This window comes from Streptomyces malaysiensis subsp. malaysiensis (genome assembly GCF_040653035.1).
Classification (GTDB): domain Bacteria; phylum Actinomycetota; class Actinomycetes; order Streptomycetales; family Streptomycetaceae; genus Streptomyces; species Streptomyces malaysiensis.
Map to the genome: position 1 here is coordinate 209,747 of NZ_JBEZNG010000003.1, position 15,461 is coordinate 225,207.

Annotated in this window: 14 protein-coding genes; 11 read left to right on the forward strand and 3 right to left on the reverse strand. The window is 69.9% G+C overall.

Features of this window, described 5'->3' with window-relative positions; genetic code table 11:
* Nucleotides 1-44 precede the first annotated feature (44 nt).
* The gene (locus AB0E24_RS08055) at nucleotides 45-536 is read right to left on the reverse strand and encodes an ATP-binding protein (protein WP_359375470.1); all 492 of its coding nucleotides are present in this window, start codon (nucleotides 534-536) and stop codon (nucleotides 45-47) included.
* A 127-nt stretch (nucleotides 537-663) separates the two neighbouring features.
* Between AB0E24_RS08055 and AB0E24_RS08060 the strand changes: the two genes are divergently transcribed.
* Genes AB0E24_RS08060 through AB0E24_RS08070 form a run of 3 tightly spaced genes read left to right on the forward strand, consistent with a single transcriptional unit; the run spans nucleotide 664 to nucleotide 2,108 of the window.
* On the forward strand, nucleotides 664-1,515 hold the full coding sequence (locus tag AB0E24_RS08060; protein WP_359375472.1) for a helix-turn-helix domain-containing protein: 852 nt from the start codon (nucleotides 664-666) through the stop codon (nucleotides 1,513-1,515).
* A 12-nt stretch (nucleotides 1,516-1,527) separates the two neighbouring features.
* Nucleotides 1,528-1,839, forward strand: a complete 312-nt coding sequence (locus AB0E24_RS08065) for a DUF397 domain-containing protein (protein ID WP_308311479.1) — start codon at nucleotides 1,528-1,530, stop codon at nucleotides 1,837-1,839.
* A gap of 5 nt (nucleotides 1,840-1,844) precedes the next feature.
* A complete protein-coding gene (locus tag AB0E24_RS08070) occupies nucleotides 1,845-2,108 on the forward strand; it encodes a DUF397 domain-containing protein (RefSeq protein WP_332840718.1) in 264 nt (87 codons plus the stop codon).
* 135 nt (nucleotides 2,109-2,243) lie between these two features.
* On the opposite strand, the gene AB0E24_RS08075 is transcribed toward AB0E24_RS08070, so the two are convergent.
* Nucleotides 2,244-2,636 carry a winged helix-turn-helix transcriptional regulator gene (locus tag AB0E24_RS08075; protein WP_079258090.1) on the reverse strand — a complete coding sequence of 131 codons (393 nt, stop codon included), beginning with the start codon at nucleotides 2,634-2,636 and terminating at the stop codon, nucleotides 2,244-2,246.
* A gap of 107 nt (nucleotides 2,637-2,743) precedes the next feature.
* Here AB0E24_RS08075 and AB0E24_RS08080 point away from each other — a divergent pair, with 107 nt between their 5' ends.
* From AB0E24_RS08080 to AB0E24_RS08090, 3 genes are all read left to right on the forward strand, one after another.
* The gene (locus AB0E24_RS08080; protein WP_079258089.1) at nucleotides 2,744-3,580 is read left to right on the forward strand and encodes an enoyl-CoA hydratase/isomerase family protein; all 837 of its coding nucleotides are present in this window, start codon (nucleotides 2,744-2,746) and stop codon (nucleotides 3,578-3,580) included.
* A gap of 347 nt (nucleotides 3,581-3,927) precedes the next feature.
* Nucleotides 3,928-4,914, forward strand: coding sequence for an NADPH:quinone reductase (locus AB0E24_RS08085; protein ID WP_079258088.1), 987 nt, complete (start codon nucleotides 3,928-3,930; stop codon nucleotides 4,912-4,914).
* A 339-nt stretch (nucleotides 4,915-5,253) separates the two neighbouring features.
* Nucleotides 5,254-6,429 carry a macrolide family glycosyltransferase gene (locus AB0E24_RS08090; RefSeq protein ID WP_359375477.1) on the forward strand — a complete coding sequence of 392 codons (1,176 nt, stop codon included), beginning with the start codon at nucleotides 5,254-5,256 and terminating at the stop codon, nucleotides 6,427-6,429.
* A gap of 55 nt (nucleotides 6,430-6,484) precedes the next feature.
* On the opposite strand, the gene AB0E24_RS08095 is transcribed toward AB0E24_RS08090, so the two are convergent.
* Nucleotides 6,485-8,305, reverse strand: a complete 1,821-nt coding sequence (locus AB0E24_RS08095; protein WP_079258086.1) for a bifunctional metallophosphatase/5'-nucleotidase — start codon at nucleotides 8,303-8,305, stop codon at nucleotides 6,485-6,487.
* Nucleotides 8,306-8,492: 187 nt separating this feature from the next.
* Between AB0E24_RS08095 and AB0E24_RS08100 the strand changes: the two genes are divergently transcribed.
* The 5 genes from AB0E24_RS08100 (at nucleotide 8,493) to AB0E24_RS08120 (ending at nucleotide 15,456) form a co-directional block, all read left to right on the forward strand.
* Entirely contained in the window at nucleotides 8,493-9,560 is a 1,068-nt protein-coding gene (locus AB0E24_RS08100; RefSeq protein WP_359375479.1) for a PDDEXK nuclease domain-containing protein, read from the forward strand.
* A gap of 62 nt (nucleotides 9,561-9,622) precedes the next feature.
* Nucleotides 9,623-10,555, forward strand: a complete 933-nt coding sequence (gene mshD, locus AB0E24_RS08105; protein WP_069860856.1) for a mycothiol synthase — start codon at nucleotides 9,623-9,625, stop codon at nucleotides 10,553-10,555.
* A gap of 428 nt (nucleotides 10,556-10,983) precedes the next feature.
* Complete coding sequence (locus AB0E24_RS08110; protein ID WP_069860855.1) at nucleotides 10,984-13,239, forward strand: RNA degradosome polyphosphate kinase; 2,256 nt, start codon at nucleotides 10,984-10,986, stop codon at nucleotides 13,237-13,239.
* Between the two features lie 16 nt (nucleotides 13,240-13,255).
* Nucleotides 13,256-14,899 (forward strand): CHAD domain-containing protein, encoded by a 1,644-nt coding sequence (locus AB0E24_RS08115; RefSeq protein ID WP_359375787.1) that lies wholly within the window; start codon nucleotides 13,256-13,258, stop codon nucleotides 14,897-14,899.
* A 107-nt stretch (nucleotides 14,900-15,006) separates the two neighbouring features.
* Nucleotides 15,007-15,456 (forward strand): NUDIX hydrolase, encoded by a 450-nt coding sequence (locus tag AB0E24_RS08120; protein WP_069860854.1) that lies wholly within the window; start codon nucleotides 15,007-15,009, stop codon nucleotides 15,454-15,456.
* The last annotated feature ends 5 nt before the right edge of the window (nucleotides 15,457-15,461 follow it).

Genomic DNA, 15,461 nt, shown 5'->3' on the forward strand with positions numbered 1-15,461 from the left:
AAATGACCGGTGATCACCCGATTGGGGGAAAGGTCCGTGTGGGGTCAGGCGGCGATCTCGTAAGCGTGCTGGTGGGGGGTGAGCTCGAACCAGAGGAGCTTGCCGCTGATGCCGAAGAGGTCGTCGGCGAGGGGGTAGCCGCCCCAGTTGTCGGCGCACAGCCGGACGATGAGCAGGCCGCGCCCCGAGGTCGCGTCCAGGTTGGCGGCGGCCTCGGTGAGGGCGGTGAAGCGGTCGAGGCGGCTGGGTGGGGCGTCGAAGGGTGCGGGGATGGTGGGGTTGGTGTCCCAGATGCTGACGCGCAGGCGGCTTTCGCAGAGGTGGCGGATGCGGAGTTGGGTCGGGCCGTCGGAGTGGCGGACGGCGTTGGTGACCAGCTCGCAGGTCAGGAGTTCCGCCGTGTCGGTCAGCTCGGCCATGCCGTGGGAGGCGAGGACCGCCCGGAGGGTGGCGCGTGAGATGCGTGCGGCCCGTGGGTCGTTGGGCAGGCGGAGGGAGTACGTCCAGGGGTCGGAGGACGGCGGTACGTTGGCCATGGAGTCTCCCTCGGTCGGGTGGAGTTGGGTGGCTTGGGCCACACCGTAGGGCAGTCGGTGGTAGACCTGCTACGAAATCAGCAGCAAGGCTGCTAATTGAACTCGTGTGGGTGATAGGGGAGAACCGATGCCGCCAAACAACACGCCTACCGTGAGGCAGCGCCGACTGGGCGCCGAACTTCGGAAGCTCCGGGAACGCGCTGGCTTGTCCTCGACCGCTGCTGCCGCGCAGCACGGCATCAACCAGGCCCGCCTGAGCAGTATCGAGGCCGGTCGGTACCCGGTGAGCTCGGGCCGGGTGCGAGCGTTCGCTCGTAACTACACCTGCCCTGATGACGCCCTCGTCGACGCCTTGGCCGACATGACAGGTGGACGCACGCGAGGATGGTGGGACGAGTATCGAGAGCGTCTGCCCGCCGCGCTCATCGACGTGGCGGAGCTTGAGCATCATGCCGCCGAGCTGCGGGTGGCCCTGGCGATCCACATTCCGGCCCTGTTGCAGACGACGGACCACGCTCGCGCGTTGTTCCAGGAGGTTGTGCCACCACTACGGCAGTACGAAGTGGAGCACCGGTTGTCCCTCCGCATCAGACGGCAGGAGATCCTGCACCGCGACGAACCCGTGCGCTATACGGCGATCATCCATGAGGCGGCGCTGCGTATGCAGTTCGGCGGAGCGGATACGGCTCGCGCTCAGTTGACCCACCTCGGCGAGATGAGCGAGGAAGCCAACATCACGGTTCTGGTGGTCCCCTTCGGGCGGGGCACGTTCCCCGGTAATGGTCAACCGATCGACTACGTCCACGGTCCTGTTCCGCAACTCGACACTGTGCAGCTCGACGTCCATCACGGCTGTGAGTTTCTCGACTCGGAGGCGCAGTTGGTCAAGTATCGGACTGTGCTCGAACGTATGGAGGGCGGCGCCCTCGATCCGGCCGCGTCAAGAGACTTCATCCATCGCATCTCGCGAGGAATCTGAAGGGGTTTCGAAGTGCCCATATCTGACTGGCGGAAGTCTTCCTACAGTGGAGACTCGTCCAACTGCATCAACGTCGCCGCTGACTGGCGGAAGTCCACCCACAGCGCGGACGCGGGCAATTGCGTGAACGTGGCGACTGAGTGGCGGAAGTCCACTGGCAGCGGGGACGCGGGCAACTGCGTGGGCGTCGCCGCGAGCGACCTCGCCGTCCTGCTCAGGGAGAGCGACGAGCCCGGCATCGTCCTGACCACCACACCCGCCGCCCTGCGCGCCTTCATACAGGCCGTAAGGGCCGGGAACCTCGACCGGACTCTCGGGGACTGAGACACGTGCCCACGAACCAGTGGCGGAGGTCTTTCTACAGCGGAGAGTCGTCGAACTGCATCGACATTGCCACTGAGTGGCGGAAGTCCACGTTCAGCGAAGAGGCGTCATCCTGCGTCTACGTCGCTGCCGCACGCGACGGGAAGATCAGGCTCCGGGAAAGTGATGACCCCCACATCGTTCTGACCGCCACCCCGGCCGCGTTGCGGTTCCTCATACGCGAGGCCAAGGCCGGCGCGTTCGACCGCGTCCAGGAAGGCGGAGCGTAAGAAGTCGTAGCGGTGATGTAGCCGGCGACATCCGGCGGGCCAGGCCATGGTCCGCTCGATCACCCATGCCATTCGACCCCATGTGGCCGTCTATGCCCGCTTGGTCACCGAGATCGTCGGGGGTGGGTAGCGCGGCTACCGTCCCGATGATCGCGCGTCGTATTCATGCTGCGCCGACAGGACCTCGTCGCTGTGCTCGATCGTCCAATTGTGCAGGCATGTGAAAGGGCCGCGGAACGACTCGCCGAGTGGTGTGAGGGAGTACTCCACGCCGAGCGGGGAGGTTTCGAGCACCCGGCGCCGGATCATGCCGTTGCGTTCGAGTCTCCGCAGTGTCTGGGTCAGTACCCGCTGTGTGACGCCCTCCAGCTGTCGCTTGATCTCGTTGAACCGCGTCGGTTGCTCCAGGACCGCCATGACCATCATCGACCACTTGTCGGAGATCTGATCGAGGATGGGTCGGCTCGGGCATTCGGCACTGAATCGCGGAGTGACCTGGGGCGGCGGGGGTGTGGGGCTGGTATCCATCAAGATCCTTGGTTATCGAAAAGTGCGTTATTGACCGTTCATGGCGCGGAGACCAGGGTTGGTATGCGTTGCAAACCTACTAGCTCACCGCAAACCTTGGAACACTTATGAGTCTTGACCAGTACACGACACTTCGCGGCGTCATCGATGGCGGAGTCGCGCGGATCACCCTGGACAATCCCCCTGTCAACGTGCTTAGCGGAACCCTGATCCGCGAACTGCACGACGCCCTCGCGACACTGCGGGACGACCGTTCGGTCCGCGTCATCGTGTTCTCCAGCGCCAACCCCGAGTTCTTCATCGCGCACGTCGACATCCACATCCTCGACGAGATGGAAGAGCTGCGGGAGATCGCGGACCTCAACCCGGACGCCAACCTTTTCCAGGGGGTCGGTGAGCTGCTGCGTCACCAGCCGCAGGTGACGATCGTCAAACTGGCGGGCAAGGCGCGAGCCGGAGGCGCCGAGTTCGTCGCGGCGGCCGACATGACCTTCGCCGCGCGGGAAACCGCGGGCATCGGCCAGAGCGAGGTGCTGATGGGCATCGTGCCGGGTGGCGGAGGCACGCAGTACCTGCGCGACCGGGTCGGGCGCAACCGGGCGCTGGAACTGCTGCTCACCGGCGACCTGGTGGATGCGGACACCGCGGCCGCCTACGGATGGATCAACCGTGCGGTACCCGCGGACGGGCTGGACGCGTTCGTCGACGGGGTGGCGGAGAAGATCGCCGCGCTCTCCCCGGAGCTCATCGCCGCCGCCAAGCAGCTGGTGCCTCCGGCGGACCTGACCGAGGGCCTGCGAGCGGAAAACGACGCATGGGCCGAGCTGGTGAGCGGGGAACTGCCGGCACGACTCATGACGGGGGCACTGGAGCGAGGTGCGCAGACTCCGGCGGGCGAGCGCGACCTGGAGTCGGTCATGCGAAGCGTCGCTGCCGACCTGTAGGGCGTAAGTCATGGCCTGCTGGACCGACCGGTGCCACCCCCTCGCGTCCCGGTGAGCCCGCGGTCGGCCATGTGACCCACGCCTCGGCGGACAGCTCGCCGACGCACAAACGGCCCAAAGTCCCAGTTGTCGGCCACAACGCGGGACGAACGCGATCGGGCCCGCCGATGATCCGCGGCACGTTCGATCCGTCTCAGCCGACCCTTCGCGAGGCGGCGATCTCACGGCCGAGGACATCAGACCACGACGCGGTACCGGCCCCCGCCGCGGTGCCGTGCGCGGTCCCTGACCAGCGCCGTGGACCGCGCCACAACCAACGCGCCACAACCAAGAGGAGAGACGAAGCAATGAGGGCAGCCTTCTACGACACGCCCGGTCCAGCGAAGAGCGTGCTGCGGGTGCTCGACGTCGAGCGACCCGAACCCGGCCCCGGCCAGGTCCGCGTCCGCGTCGCACTTTCCGCGATCAACCCGGGGGACATGTTCATGCGGCTGAACTCCACCCCGCAGGACTTCCAGCGGGTCGGCGAGCACACCGGCCGCATCCCGCACCAGGACGGCACAGGCACGATCGACGCGGTCGGCGCAGGCGTCGACCCGAGCCGGGTCGGCGAACGCGTGTGGATCTGGATGGCCGGCGCCGGCCATCCGTGGGGGACCGCGGCGGAGTGGACCGTAGTGCCGTCCGAGCAGGCCGTCGCGCTGCCGGACGGGATCTCCGACGAGCTCGGCGCCTGCCTCGGCATCCCGGCGATGACCGCGCACTGGTGCCTGCACGCCGATGGCTCGCCCCGCGACCGCACCGTACTCGTCGCGGCCGGTGCGGGCGCCGTCGGGCACTACGCGATCGAACTCGGCCGGATCGCGGGCGCACGGGTCGTGACGACGGTCAGCGGGCCGGAAAAGGCCGCGTTGGCCAAGGCCGCGGGTGCGGATCTCGTCGTGAACTACCGCGACGCCGACGCCGCCCGGCAGATCCTCGACGGAGTCGGGCCCGTCGACCGGATCATCGAGGTCTCGCTGACCGACAACCTCGAACTGGACCTGGCCGTCACCGGCCCGGGAGCAACCGTCGTGACCTACGCGGCACAGCCCGACGACCCGACCCTGCCGGTCTTCCGGCTCATGTGGTCCAACCTGGTGCTGCGGTTCGCGCTGTTCCTCACCGAACCGCGGGATGCGCTGCTGCGTGCCGCCGCCGAGATCACCGCGGCCCTGCGCGAGGGCGCCCTCACGCCACTGCCCGTGCACTCCTTCAGCCTCGACGACGTCGCGGCCGCACACGAGGCCGTCGAGAACGGCATCATCGGGAAGGCCGTACTCGACCTGCGTTGATCGGTCCACCAGGGTTCACAACGAACTCGTAGCCGCGGCTTGCCGCATCCATCGAGCCGGCCGGCCAACAACGCACCCAGCCGGACGAGATGACTTCCAAGGCGCGACGGCCCGTCGCGTTCGTGACCCCAGGGCCCGGCGCTGAGCGGGTACTTACCGCTTGCCGAGGCTGCAAAACAGAGAGGCGGACCGGTCCCCGACCGGGGTACCGTCATCCGTATGGACTCGTTCCGTCAGATCTACGGCTGACACGCCGTCTCGCCCCGCGCACCGGCGACATCGCCGCTGCGCCGGGCCGTCGTGTCCATCTCGCCGTAGATCTGAAACGAGTGATGTCTCATGTCCCGTCGCCGTGCGCATATCGCCATGGTCGGCATCCCCGCCATCAGCCACACCCTTCCCAGCCTCGAGATCATCCGTGAGCTCGTGGCGCGCGGGCATCGGGTGACGTACGCCAACGGTGCCTCCATGGCGGACGTCATCAAGCCGACCGGTGCCGAGTTCGTGCCGTTCGACTCCACCCTGCCGGTGGCCGACAACGACTGGCCGGCGGACCCGATCGCCGCGATGACCCTGTTCCTGGACGACGCCATGCAGGCCCTGCCCCAGCTGCGCGCCGTGTACGACCGCGATCCGGCCGATCTGTATCTGTACGACATCGGCGCGTACCCCGCCCGGGTGCTCGCCGAGACACAGGGGCGCCCGCTGGTTCAGCTGTCGCCGACGATCGTGGGCTGGGAGGGGTATCACGACGAGATCGGGGCGCAGATCATGAGCCTTCCCGGCGCGGAGGTGTATCAGGAGAAGTTCGCGACGTGGCTCGCGGAGTCCGGTGCGACCACCACGGATCCGAACGCCTTCTCCGGTCTGCCGCCGCGCTGTGTCGCGCTCATTCCCCGCGCGATGCAGCCGAACGCCGACCGGGTGAACACCGAGGTGGTGACGTTCGTGGGACCGTGCCTCGGCGACCGTGCCGACCAGGGCGGGTGGGAGCGCCCCGCCGACGCGGAGAAAGTGCTGCTGATCTCGTTGGGCTCGGCGTACACCCGGCAGGCCGCCTTCTACCGCGAGTGTGTCGCGGCCTTCGGCGAGCTGCCCGGGTGGCATGTGGTGCTCCAGATCGGCAAGTACGTCGACCCGGGCGAGCTGGGGGAGATCCCGGCGAACATCGAGGTCCACAACTGGGTGCCGCAGCTGGCGATCCTGGAGCGGGCCGACGCGTTCATCACCCACGCGGGGATGGGCGGCAGCAGTGAGGGTCTGTACTGCGGGGTGCCGATGATCGCCGTACCGCAGGGCGCCGAGCAGCCTATGAACGCCGACCGGCTCGTGGAGCTGGGGGTGGCCCGCCGTATCGACACGGCGGACGCCGCCGCCGGGGCGCTGCGGGCGGCGCTCACCGAACTCACCACGGATCCGGAGGTGGCACGGCGTTCGGCGCGGCTGAAGGCCGAGGCGCGGGCCGAGGGCGGCACCGGGCGGGCCGCCGATCTGATCGAGGACGCGCTGCGGTGACACGACGATGGCCCGGCCGCCACCAGCGGCCGGGCCATCGTTGGGCGTCGGGCGGCTACTTCACGATCGTGATGCGGTCCGCCTTCGGCGGGTCCAGGGGCGCGGACTGCGAGGAGTGCGCGCCCAGGTAGGCCGTGAACGTGTCCAGGTCGGAGGCGCCGACGAGCTTGTTCTTGCCCTCCTTGAAGACGGGGAAGCCGTCGCCGCCGCCCGCGATGAACTCGTTCAGCGCGACGCGGTAGGTCTTGGCGGGGTCGATCGGCTCGCCGTTCAGCTTCACCGAGTCCGTGACGATCCGGTCCTTGCCGGACTTGGTCAGATCCAGGGTGTAGGTGAGGCTCTTGGAGACCTGGAGGATCCTGGGGGACGCCTCGTTGGAGCCGCTGACCTGCTGCTGGAGCGCGGTGATCAGCTGGGAGCCGGTCAGGTCGATCACGTTCATCATGTTGGTGAACGGCTGGACCGTGAACGCCTCGCCGTAGGTCACCACCCCGTCCCCCTCACTGCCCGACGCCGTGTAGGCGAGGTCGGAGCGGATACCGCCGGGGTTCATGAAGGCGAGCTGGGCGCCGCCCTTGTCGGCCGGGGCGAGCGCTTCGAGCTGGCCGTCGGCGATGACGTCGCCCAGGGGCGTCTCGTACGCGCTGGAGCCGCGGCCGTTGACGTCGGCGGAGATATAACCGACGGGCTTGCCGGCGACCGGGGCGGCCAGCTTGTTCCAGCGCCCGATGAGCGAGGTCATGTCGGGGGCCTTGGGCTGGTCGCGGTCGACGACGTGGTTCGCCGCGTTGGCGCCCTTGACGCTCGTCCGCACGATGTCGCCGGTGCGGCGGTCGTAGGTGAGCGTGGTGTCGGTGTAGAGGCGGCCGAAGGAGGCCGCGGAGGTCACTGTGCGCGGGGTGCCGGACGGGTCCGGGATGGTGCAGGTGTACGCCTGGTGGGTATGGCCGGTGACCAGGGCGTCGACCGTGGGCGTGATGTTCTTGGCGATGTCGACGATGGGGCCGGAGATGCCCTTGCCCGCGCCGCCGTTGTCACAGTCGTAGTTGTATGAGGAGGAGGCGGGCAGCCCGCCCTCGTGGATCAGCGCGACGATCGACTTCACGCCCTTGCGCTGGAGCTCCTTGGCGTACTTGTTGATCGTCTCGACCTCGTCGTGGAACTTCAGGCCCTTGACGCCCTCGGCGGTGACGATGTCCGGGGTGCCCTCGAGGGTGACCCCGATGAAGCCGATCTTCACGCCCTTGTGCTGCCACACGGTGTACGGCTTGAGGATGGGCTTGCCGGTCTTCTCGTCGGTGACGTTCGCGGCGAGATAGGGGAAGTCGGCGCCCTCGAAGGTCTTGCCCTTCTCGTAGCAGCCTTCCTTGGGGTGGCAGCCGCCGTTCTGAATCCGGTTCAGCTCGGTGCGGCCCTCGTCGAATTCGTGGTTGCCGACCGCCGTGACATCGAGGTCCAGCTTGTTGAGCGCCTCGATGGTCGGCTCGTCGTGGAAGAGCCCGGACAACAGCGGGCTGGCGCCGATCATGTCGCCGCCCGCGGCGGTGATCGAGTAGTCGTGGCCCTTACGGGCGTTACGGAGGGAGGTGGCGAGGTATTCGGCGCCACCCGCCGGGATCGTCTTGGTGGTGCCGTCCGGCTGGGTCTCGGCGACGGTGCCCGAGGAGCCCTGCGGGGGCTCCAGGTTTCCGTGCAGATCGTTGAAGGACAGCAGCTGTACGTCGACGGTGCTCCCGGGCCGGTGCTCGTCCGAGGCGGCGGCACTGTCCGCGCCCGCCGGGCTCACGGCGGTCAGCACCCCGGCCGCGGCGGCCAGCACCGCGAATCCCGTGGCCAACCGGCGTCCCGCCCCGCGCCGTTGAGGTCTCGCTGGCATGTCGTCCCCTTGTATGACCCGTGATGGATGGTGCAGCGCAGCTTACGGTCAACGCGCGTAGCGGGGCAGGGGCGGGAGGTTAAGAGCTGGTGGCCGATGGTCAACGGTGTGGGGCGACTTCGCCCGTTCGGAGGAAATGTAACGATAGGCGGTTTGGGTGCCGGTTCGTTATGTGAGCGTGCGGATCATGCAGAACGAACTCACGAAGCGGACGCCCATCCCCGCACAGGGGTCCGAGCTCCCGCCGGGCTTCTTCGAACTGGTCGATGACCTCAAGGCGATCGTCACGCAGGCGAGCGTGCGCGCTCAGCTCAAGGTCAACACCGAGATGATCAAGATGTACTGGGAAGTCGGCCGGACGATCCTTGAGCGGGCTGAGAGGGAGCGGTGGGGCTCCAAGGTCATCGACCGGGTCTCGACCGAATTGCGTACTGCCTTTCCGAACCAGCGAGGCTTCGGCGCGCGGAATCTCAAGTACATGCAGCAGATGGCTCGAACATGGCCCGAACAAATTGGGCAACAAGCTGTTGCCCAATTGCCTTGGGGCCACATCACCCTGCTGATGGGCCGCTGCAAGACTCGCCCTGAGCTGGACTTCTATGCTCAGCGGGCCGTGCAGCAGGGGTGGTCCCGCGTCATGCTCGACCACTGGATCGACGCCCAGCTGCACCTCACCCAGGGCGCCGCGCTCAACAACTTCGACGCCACGGTCCCGGAGGACTCCGACGCAGTCAACGAGGTCGTCAGGGACCCGTACCGAGTCGACTTCACCCGGCTGTCGGGCAAGGTGGCAGAGCGCGACCTTGAGGACGCGCTGGTGCAGCAACTCGTCCGGTTCCTGACCGAGCTCGGGGTGGGCTTCGCCTTCGTCGGACGGCAGTACCCCATCAAGGTCGGGGACGAGGAGTTCCGGATCGACCTGCTCTTCTACCACTGCAAGTTGCACCGCTACGTCGTCATCGAGCTGAAGACCGACAAGGCCCGCCCCGCGCACCTCGGCCAGCTGGGCTTCTATGTCACCGTCGTCGACGACCTGGTGCGGGACAAGGAGCGCGATGATCCGACGCTCGGGATCCTCATCGCGAGGAGCCGCGACAAGGGGACGATCGAGTACGCCCTGCGGAGCAACAACGCACCGCTCGCCGTGAGCACATACGCCGCCCTGCCGCCCCATGTGCGGGAGCTGATGCCCAGCGCCGAGGACCTCTCCCGTATCGCCGACGACATCCTCGACGGGGACGGGGCAGCCGGGTGACCCGCTGGTAACAAATTGTCCAGCAGCTTGCTGCACAATTGGGCCGCCGTAGGCTCGGCCCCATGAATGACGTGGTGAACGAGACATCCGGTGCCCGGCGGCTCGATGTGCTGGAGGAGCTGTCGTCCGCCGAGGCGCGGGATGTGCTGCGGCTGATCGCGGAGGCCGCGCGCATCGACGGGCAGCAGGCCGTGTCCGAGCAGGGGCGGTTGCAGCTGCGAGGGCGGCGGGAGGGGGTGCGGCACCTGGTGCTGCGCGAGCCGAGCGGGGAGCTGGCGGGGTATGCGCAGTTGGAGGACACCGACCCGGTGGAGGCCCCGGCCGCCGAACTGGTCGTGCATCCGGCGCGGCGCGGGCAGGGGCACGGCCGGGCGCTGGGGGTGACCCTGCTGAAGGAGTCGGGGAAGCGGCTGCGGGTGTGGGCGCACGGGGGGCATGCCTCGGCGCGGCATCTCGCGCAGGTGCTGGGGCTGACGCTGTTCCGGGAGCTGCGCCAGATGCGGCGGCCCCTGGGGTCGCTCGCGGAGCTGGGGCTTCCGGAGCCGGCGCTGCCGGAGGGCGTGACCGTACGGACCTTCCGGCCGGGCGAGGACGACACCGCCTGGCTGGCGGCGAACGCTGCGGCCTTCGCCCACCACCCCGAACAGGGTTCGCTCACCCAGCGCGACCTTGACGACCGTAAGGGTGAGCCCTGGTTCGATCCGGAGGGGTTCTTCCTGGCCGAGCGCGGCGGGGAGATCGTCGGATTCCACTGGACGAAGGTGCATGCCGAGGAGCGGCTCGGGGAGGTGTACGTGGTGGGGGTGCGCCCGGACGCCCAGGGCGGCGGCCTTGGCAAGGCGCTGACCTCGGTCGGGCTCCGGCATCTGGCGGCTCGGGGGCTGCCGACCGCGATGCTCTATGTGGATGCCGACAACTTCGCCGCGGTGGCGGTGTACGAACGGCTCGGGTTCGTCACCCATGAGACGGATCTGATGTACCGGACCGAAACCTGAGCGGGATCCGGGCCCGCGGGGGCGAGATCCGGCCCCGCGGGGGTGGGATCAGGGCCCGCGGGGCGGAGATCCGGGCCCGCGGGGGCGGGACCTGAGCTCGCGGGGGCGGGGCCTGAGCCCGCGAGGACGGTGATTCGGGCCCGCGGGGGCGGGGCCTGAGCCCGCGAGGACGGTGATTCGGGCCCACGGGGCCGGGCCTGAGCCAGCGGGGGCGGGCCGGGCGCCCGGGGCGTGAAGAGGGCGGGACCCCTGGGGGATGGGTCCCGATTTCCTACGCGCCATGTGTCCGTTACCGGCGATTCAACCTCGGTTGCGAGCATCACTGAATGCAGCCCGCTGTGCCGAATTCGTCGAACCGGAGGCTCCGTGCCGTTTCCGCACCCGCTTCCGCCACGCCGTATTCGCCTCCGGCGCGGAACAATGAGTTCATGAGCCACACCAGCGGTCCGGCATCGGTTTCCCCGCAGCCCCAGCCTCAGCACCAGCCCTCGGTCGGGTCCATCGCGGCCCACCGGCCGCATGCTGTCGCCATGCGACCGGTGCGCTCGCTCGACCCTGACCTCGACGCCGACCTGGACTCCTACGAGGAGGGCGCGGGGCCGGACGCGGACGGCGGGGAGCTGCCGCAGGGGCGGTTCCTGGACCGGGAGCGCAGCTGGCTGGCGTTCAACGAGCGGGTGCTGGAGCTGGCCGAGGATCCGGCCACCCCACTGCTGGAGCGGGCCAACTTCCTGGCGATCTTCGCCAGCAATCTGGACGAGTTCTTCATGGTGCGGGTCGCCGGGCTCAAGCGGCGCATCGCGACCGGGGTCGCCACCCGCTCGGCCTCCGGGCTCCAGCCGCGCGAGGTGCTGGAGCTGATCTGGAACCGGTCCCGTGAGCTCATGGCCCGGCATGCCGCCTGCTACCAGCAGGACGTCGCCCCGGCGCTCGCGGAGGAGGGCATCCATCTGGTCCGCTGGCCGGATCTCACCGAGAAGGAGCAGTCCCGCCTCTTCACCCTCTTCCGGCAGCAGATCTTCCCCGTGCTGACCCCGCTCGCCGTGGACCCGGCGCACCCCTTCCCGTACATCTCGGGGCTTTCGCTGAATCTCGCGGTCGTGGTGCGCAACCCCGTGAGCGGGCATGATCACTTCGCACGTGTGAAGGTTCCGCCGTCGCTCTCCCGGTTCCTGGAGGCGTCGCCGCAGCGGTATGTGCCGCTGGAGGACGTGATCGCGGCGCATCTGGAGGCGCTCTTCCCCGGTATGGAGGTGCTCGCGCACCACATGTTCCGGGTGACCCGCAACGAGGACCTCGAGGTCGAGGAGGACGACGCGGAGAACCTTCTCCAGGCCCTGGAGAAGGAGCTGCTGCGCCGCCGCTTCGGGCCCCCGGTGCGGCTGGAGGTCGAGGAGTCCATCGACCCGTATGTGCTGGACCTGCTGGTGCGCGAGCTGAAGATCTCGGACGCGGAGGTCTATCCGCTGCCCGGGCCGCTCGACCTCACCGGTCTCTTCGGCATAGCCGCGCTGGACCGGCCGGAGCTGAAGTACCCCAAGTTCGTGGCGGGCACCCACCGGGATCTCGCCGAGGTGGAGTCCGCCTCGCCGCCCGATATCTTCGCGGCGCTGCGCGAGCGGGACGTCCTGCTCCACCACCCGTACGACTCCTTCTCCACCTCCGTGCAGGCGTTCCTTGAGCAGGCGGCCGCCGACCCGGATGTGCTGGCGATCAAGCAGACGCTCTACCGCACCTCCGGCAAGTCGCCGATCGTCGACGCGCTCATAGACGCCGCCGAGTCCGGCAAGCAGGTGCTGGTGCTGGTGGAGATCAAGGCCCGCTTCGACGAGCACGCCAACATCAAGTGGGCGCGCAAGCTGGAGGAGGCGGGCTGCCATGTCGTCTACGGTCTGCTCGGGTTGAAGACGCACTGCAAGCTGTCGCTGGTGGTCCGCCAGGAGGGCGACACCCTGACCCGCTACTCGCATGTGGGCACCGGCAATTACCACCCCAAGACCGCCCGGCTGTATGAGGACCTGGGGCTGCTGACGGCGAACTCGCAGGTCGGCGCGGATCTCTCCGACCTCTTCAACCGGCTGAGCGGCTACTCCCGGCGGGAGAACTACCGGCGGCTGCTGGTCGCGCCGAAGTCGCTGCGCGGCGGGCTGATCACCCGGATCAACAAGGAGATCACCCACCATCGGTCCGGGCGCCCGGCCTACATCAAGATCAAGGTCAACTCGATGGTCGACGAGGCCGTCGTGGACGCCCTCTACCGGGCCTCGCAGGCCGGGGTGCCGGTCGATGTGTGGGTGCGCGGCATCTGCGCGCTGCGGCCGGGCGTCCCGGGGCTCTCCGAGAACATACGCGTCCGCTCGGTCCTCGGACGGTTCCTGGAGCATTCGCGCGTATTCGCGTTCGGGAACGGCGGCGAGCCGGAGGTGTGGATCGGCAGCGCCGACATGATGCACCGCAATCTCGACCGCCGGATCGAGGCGCTGGTACGGGTCACCGACCCCGGCCACCGCGCCGCCCTCAACCGCCTGCTGGATACCGGAATGTCCGACTCCACCTCCTCCTGGCACCTCGGCCCGGACGGCGAGTGGACCCGGCATGCCACGGACGCGGACGGCCAGCCGCTGCGGAACGTTCAGGAGATGCTCATCGATGCCCGGAGGCGACGGCGTGGTTCGACGACATGACCTGCCACCGGCCGGGATGACGGGCGCCGCCGATCCGGCCGCCGACCCGTCCCGCCCCGGGAACGACGGTGTGACGGACCGGGCGGCGGAGGCCGTGGCGGCACCTTCGTGGGAGTCGGTGACGGCCGGAGAGGTGCTCTCGGCGTATCTGCACGCGCAGGCCGGGGACTTCCTCCGCAGCCTGCGGCTGCACCGCGAAAGCGGTTCCGACGTCCAGGAGGCGGCCGAGGCCGCCCGGCTGCTGCGCCGCTCCGCACGGCGGATCAGCGGCGCACTCTACGTCTACCGCCCGCTCACCGACACGGCCTGGTCCGATGAGCTGCGGACCGAGCTGGCCTGGCTGTCCGGCACGCTGGCGCGCGAGCACGCCTACGAGGAGCGGCTGGAGCGGCTGCGCGGCGCCCTGCACCGGCTCTCGGGCGCGGGCGGCCCCTCGGACCGGTCGCCGCAGGGCGAGGCCGAGGCCACGACACCCGGTGAACGGCTCCCCGATGGCGCCGTGGGCGCCGCACACACCGCGAGCGCGAACGCCGCGCATGCCACCGCCGCCAGCGCGGCGCGCACGGCGCGCGGCGGGGTCACGGTCGCGGTCGACGGCGCGGGCGGCCCCTCCGGCGCCCCCGGAGCCCCCGGCTCCGTGCCCCGCTCCCCCCGTGCCGCCCGCCGCAGCGTCTCCCTGGCCGCCGGCGCGCCGGGAGGCGGGGCCGCGGACCCTGTCGGGGGGCAGGGTGCGCGGCCCGGTCCGGCCGATACGGGCGGCGGCGCCGAGGGCGCGGCCGGGACGTCCAGGGACCGGGACGAGGGCCGGACGGCCGGACGCCGCCGTGGCGAGCGCGGCGACAAGGGCGGCCGGGGCACCAAGGGCGAGAAGGGCGAGCGGACCGGCCAGCCGGGCGCGGCCCACCAGCGGGCCGGTGCCGAGGAGGAGGCCCGCGGCGGCGCGCTGACCGTGGGCGCGGCCCGCGCCGGAGCGCTGCTGGAGCGCCAGCTCACCCTGGCCAGGACCCGGGCCCACACCGCGGCCCTGGAGGCGCTGGGCTCCTCACGCTTCCACGCGGTCGCCGACACCGTCGCCCTGCTCGCCTCCGAGGCCCCGCTCGACGACGCCGGCGCCGCCCGCCCCGCCGGACAGGTGCTGCCGCCGCTCGCCGACCTGGCGAACCGGCGGCTGACCGAGGCGGTGGAGGCGCTGCCGCTGATCCGCGCCGGACATCCGTACAACGCGGAGGCGCTGGTCCACGGCCTGGCGGCGACCTCGGCCGCGGACGCCCCGCCCGCCAGCGAGCGCCAGGACGCCCCCTGGCACCAGGTGCGCCATCTGCTGCGGCTGCGGCGGTACGCCCTGGAGGTGCTGGACCGGGCGGCGTGGCAGCAGGACGGGCCGAGCGGGGCCAACGGGACCGGGCCGACCGGCCCCGGCGCCGCGGACGCCGAGCCGCCGCTGTCCGTACGGCTGCTGGCCGCCGGGCAGGCGCTGGAGCGCCACCGCGACGCGGCCGAGGCGGCCGCCGCCGCGGCCGCGGCCGCCCGTACGCCCCGGATCGCCCCGGCGACGGCGTACGCGCTGGGGGTGCTCCACGCCGATCAGCGGCATGAGGTCGAGGCGGCCCGCTTCGCGTTCGGCCGGATCTGGCGGCGCGTGGCCGCCAGAGCCTCCTGACGACGGACGGCGGCCCACGCCACACAACGCACGCCACACAACGCACGACGCACGAACGCACGACGCACGCGGAGGACAGCGAGAGCCACGGAACGGAGAGACGGCGGATGAACCGGCGGAATTCCCATGGTGACGGGGGAGCGGACACCGGGACGGTGCTGGCGGCGGGCTGTGTGCTGTGGCGACGGTCCCCCCACGGCGGCCGCCTGGAGATCGCCCTCGTCCACCGCCCCCGCTACGACGACTGGTCCCACCCCAAGGGCAAGCTCAAGCAGGGCGAGGACGCGCTGCGCGGCGCGGTGCGCGAGGTCGCCGAGGAGACCGGGATGGGCTGCGCGCCGGGGGCGGTGCTGCCCACCCTCCACTACGTGGCCAGGGGCCGCCCCAAGGAGGTCCGCTACTGGGCGGCGGAGGCGGTCGACGACGAGACCTTCGTACCCAACCGCGAGGTCGACCGGCTGGTCTGGCTGCCCCCTGACATGGCCCGTAACCGCCTCACCTACGACCACGACCGCACCCTCATCGACGCCCTGCTGCACGCCCTGCGGCCGTCCTGAACCGG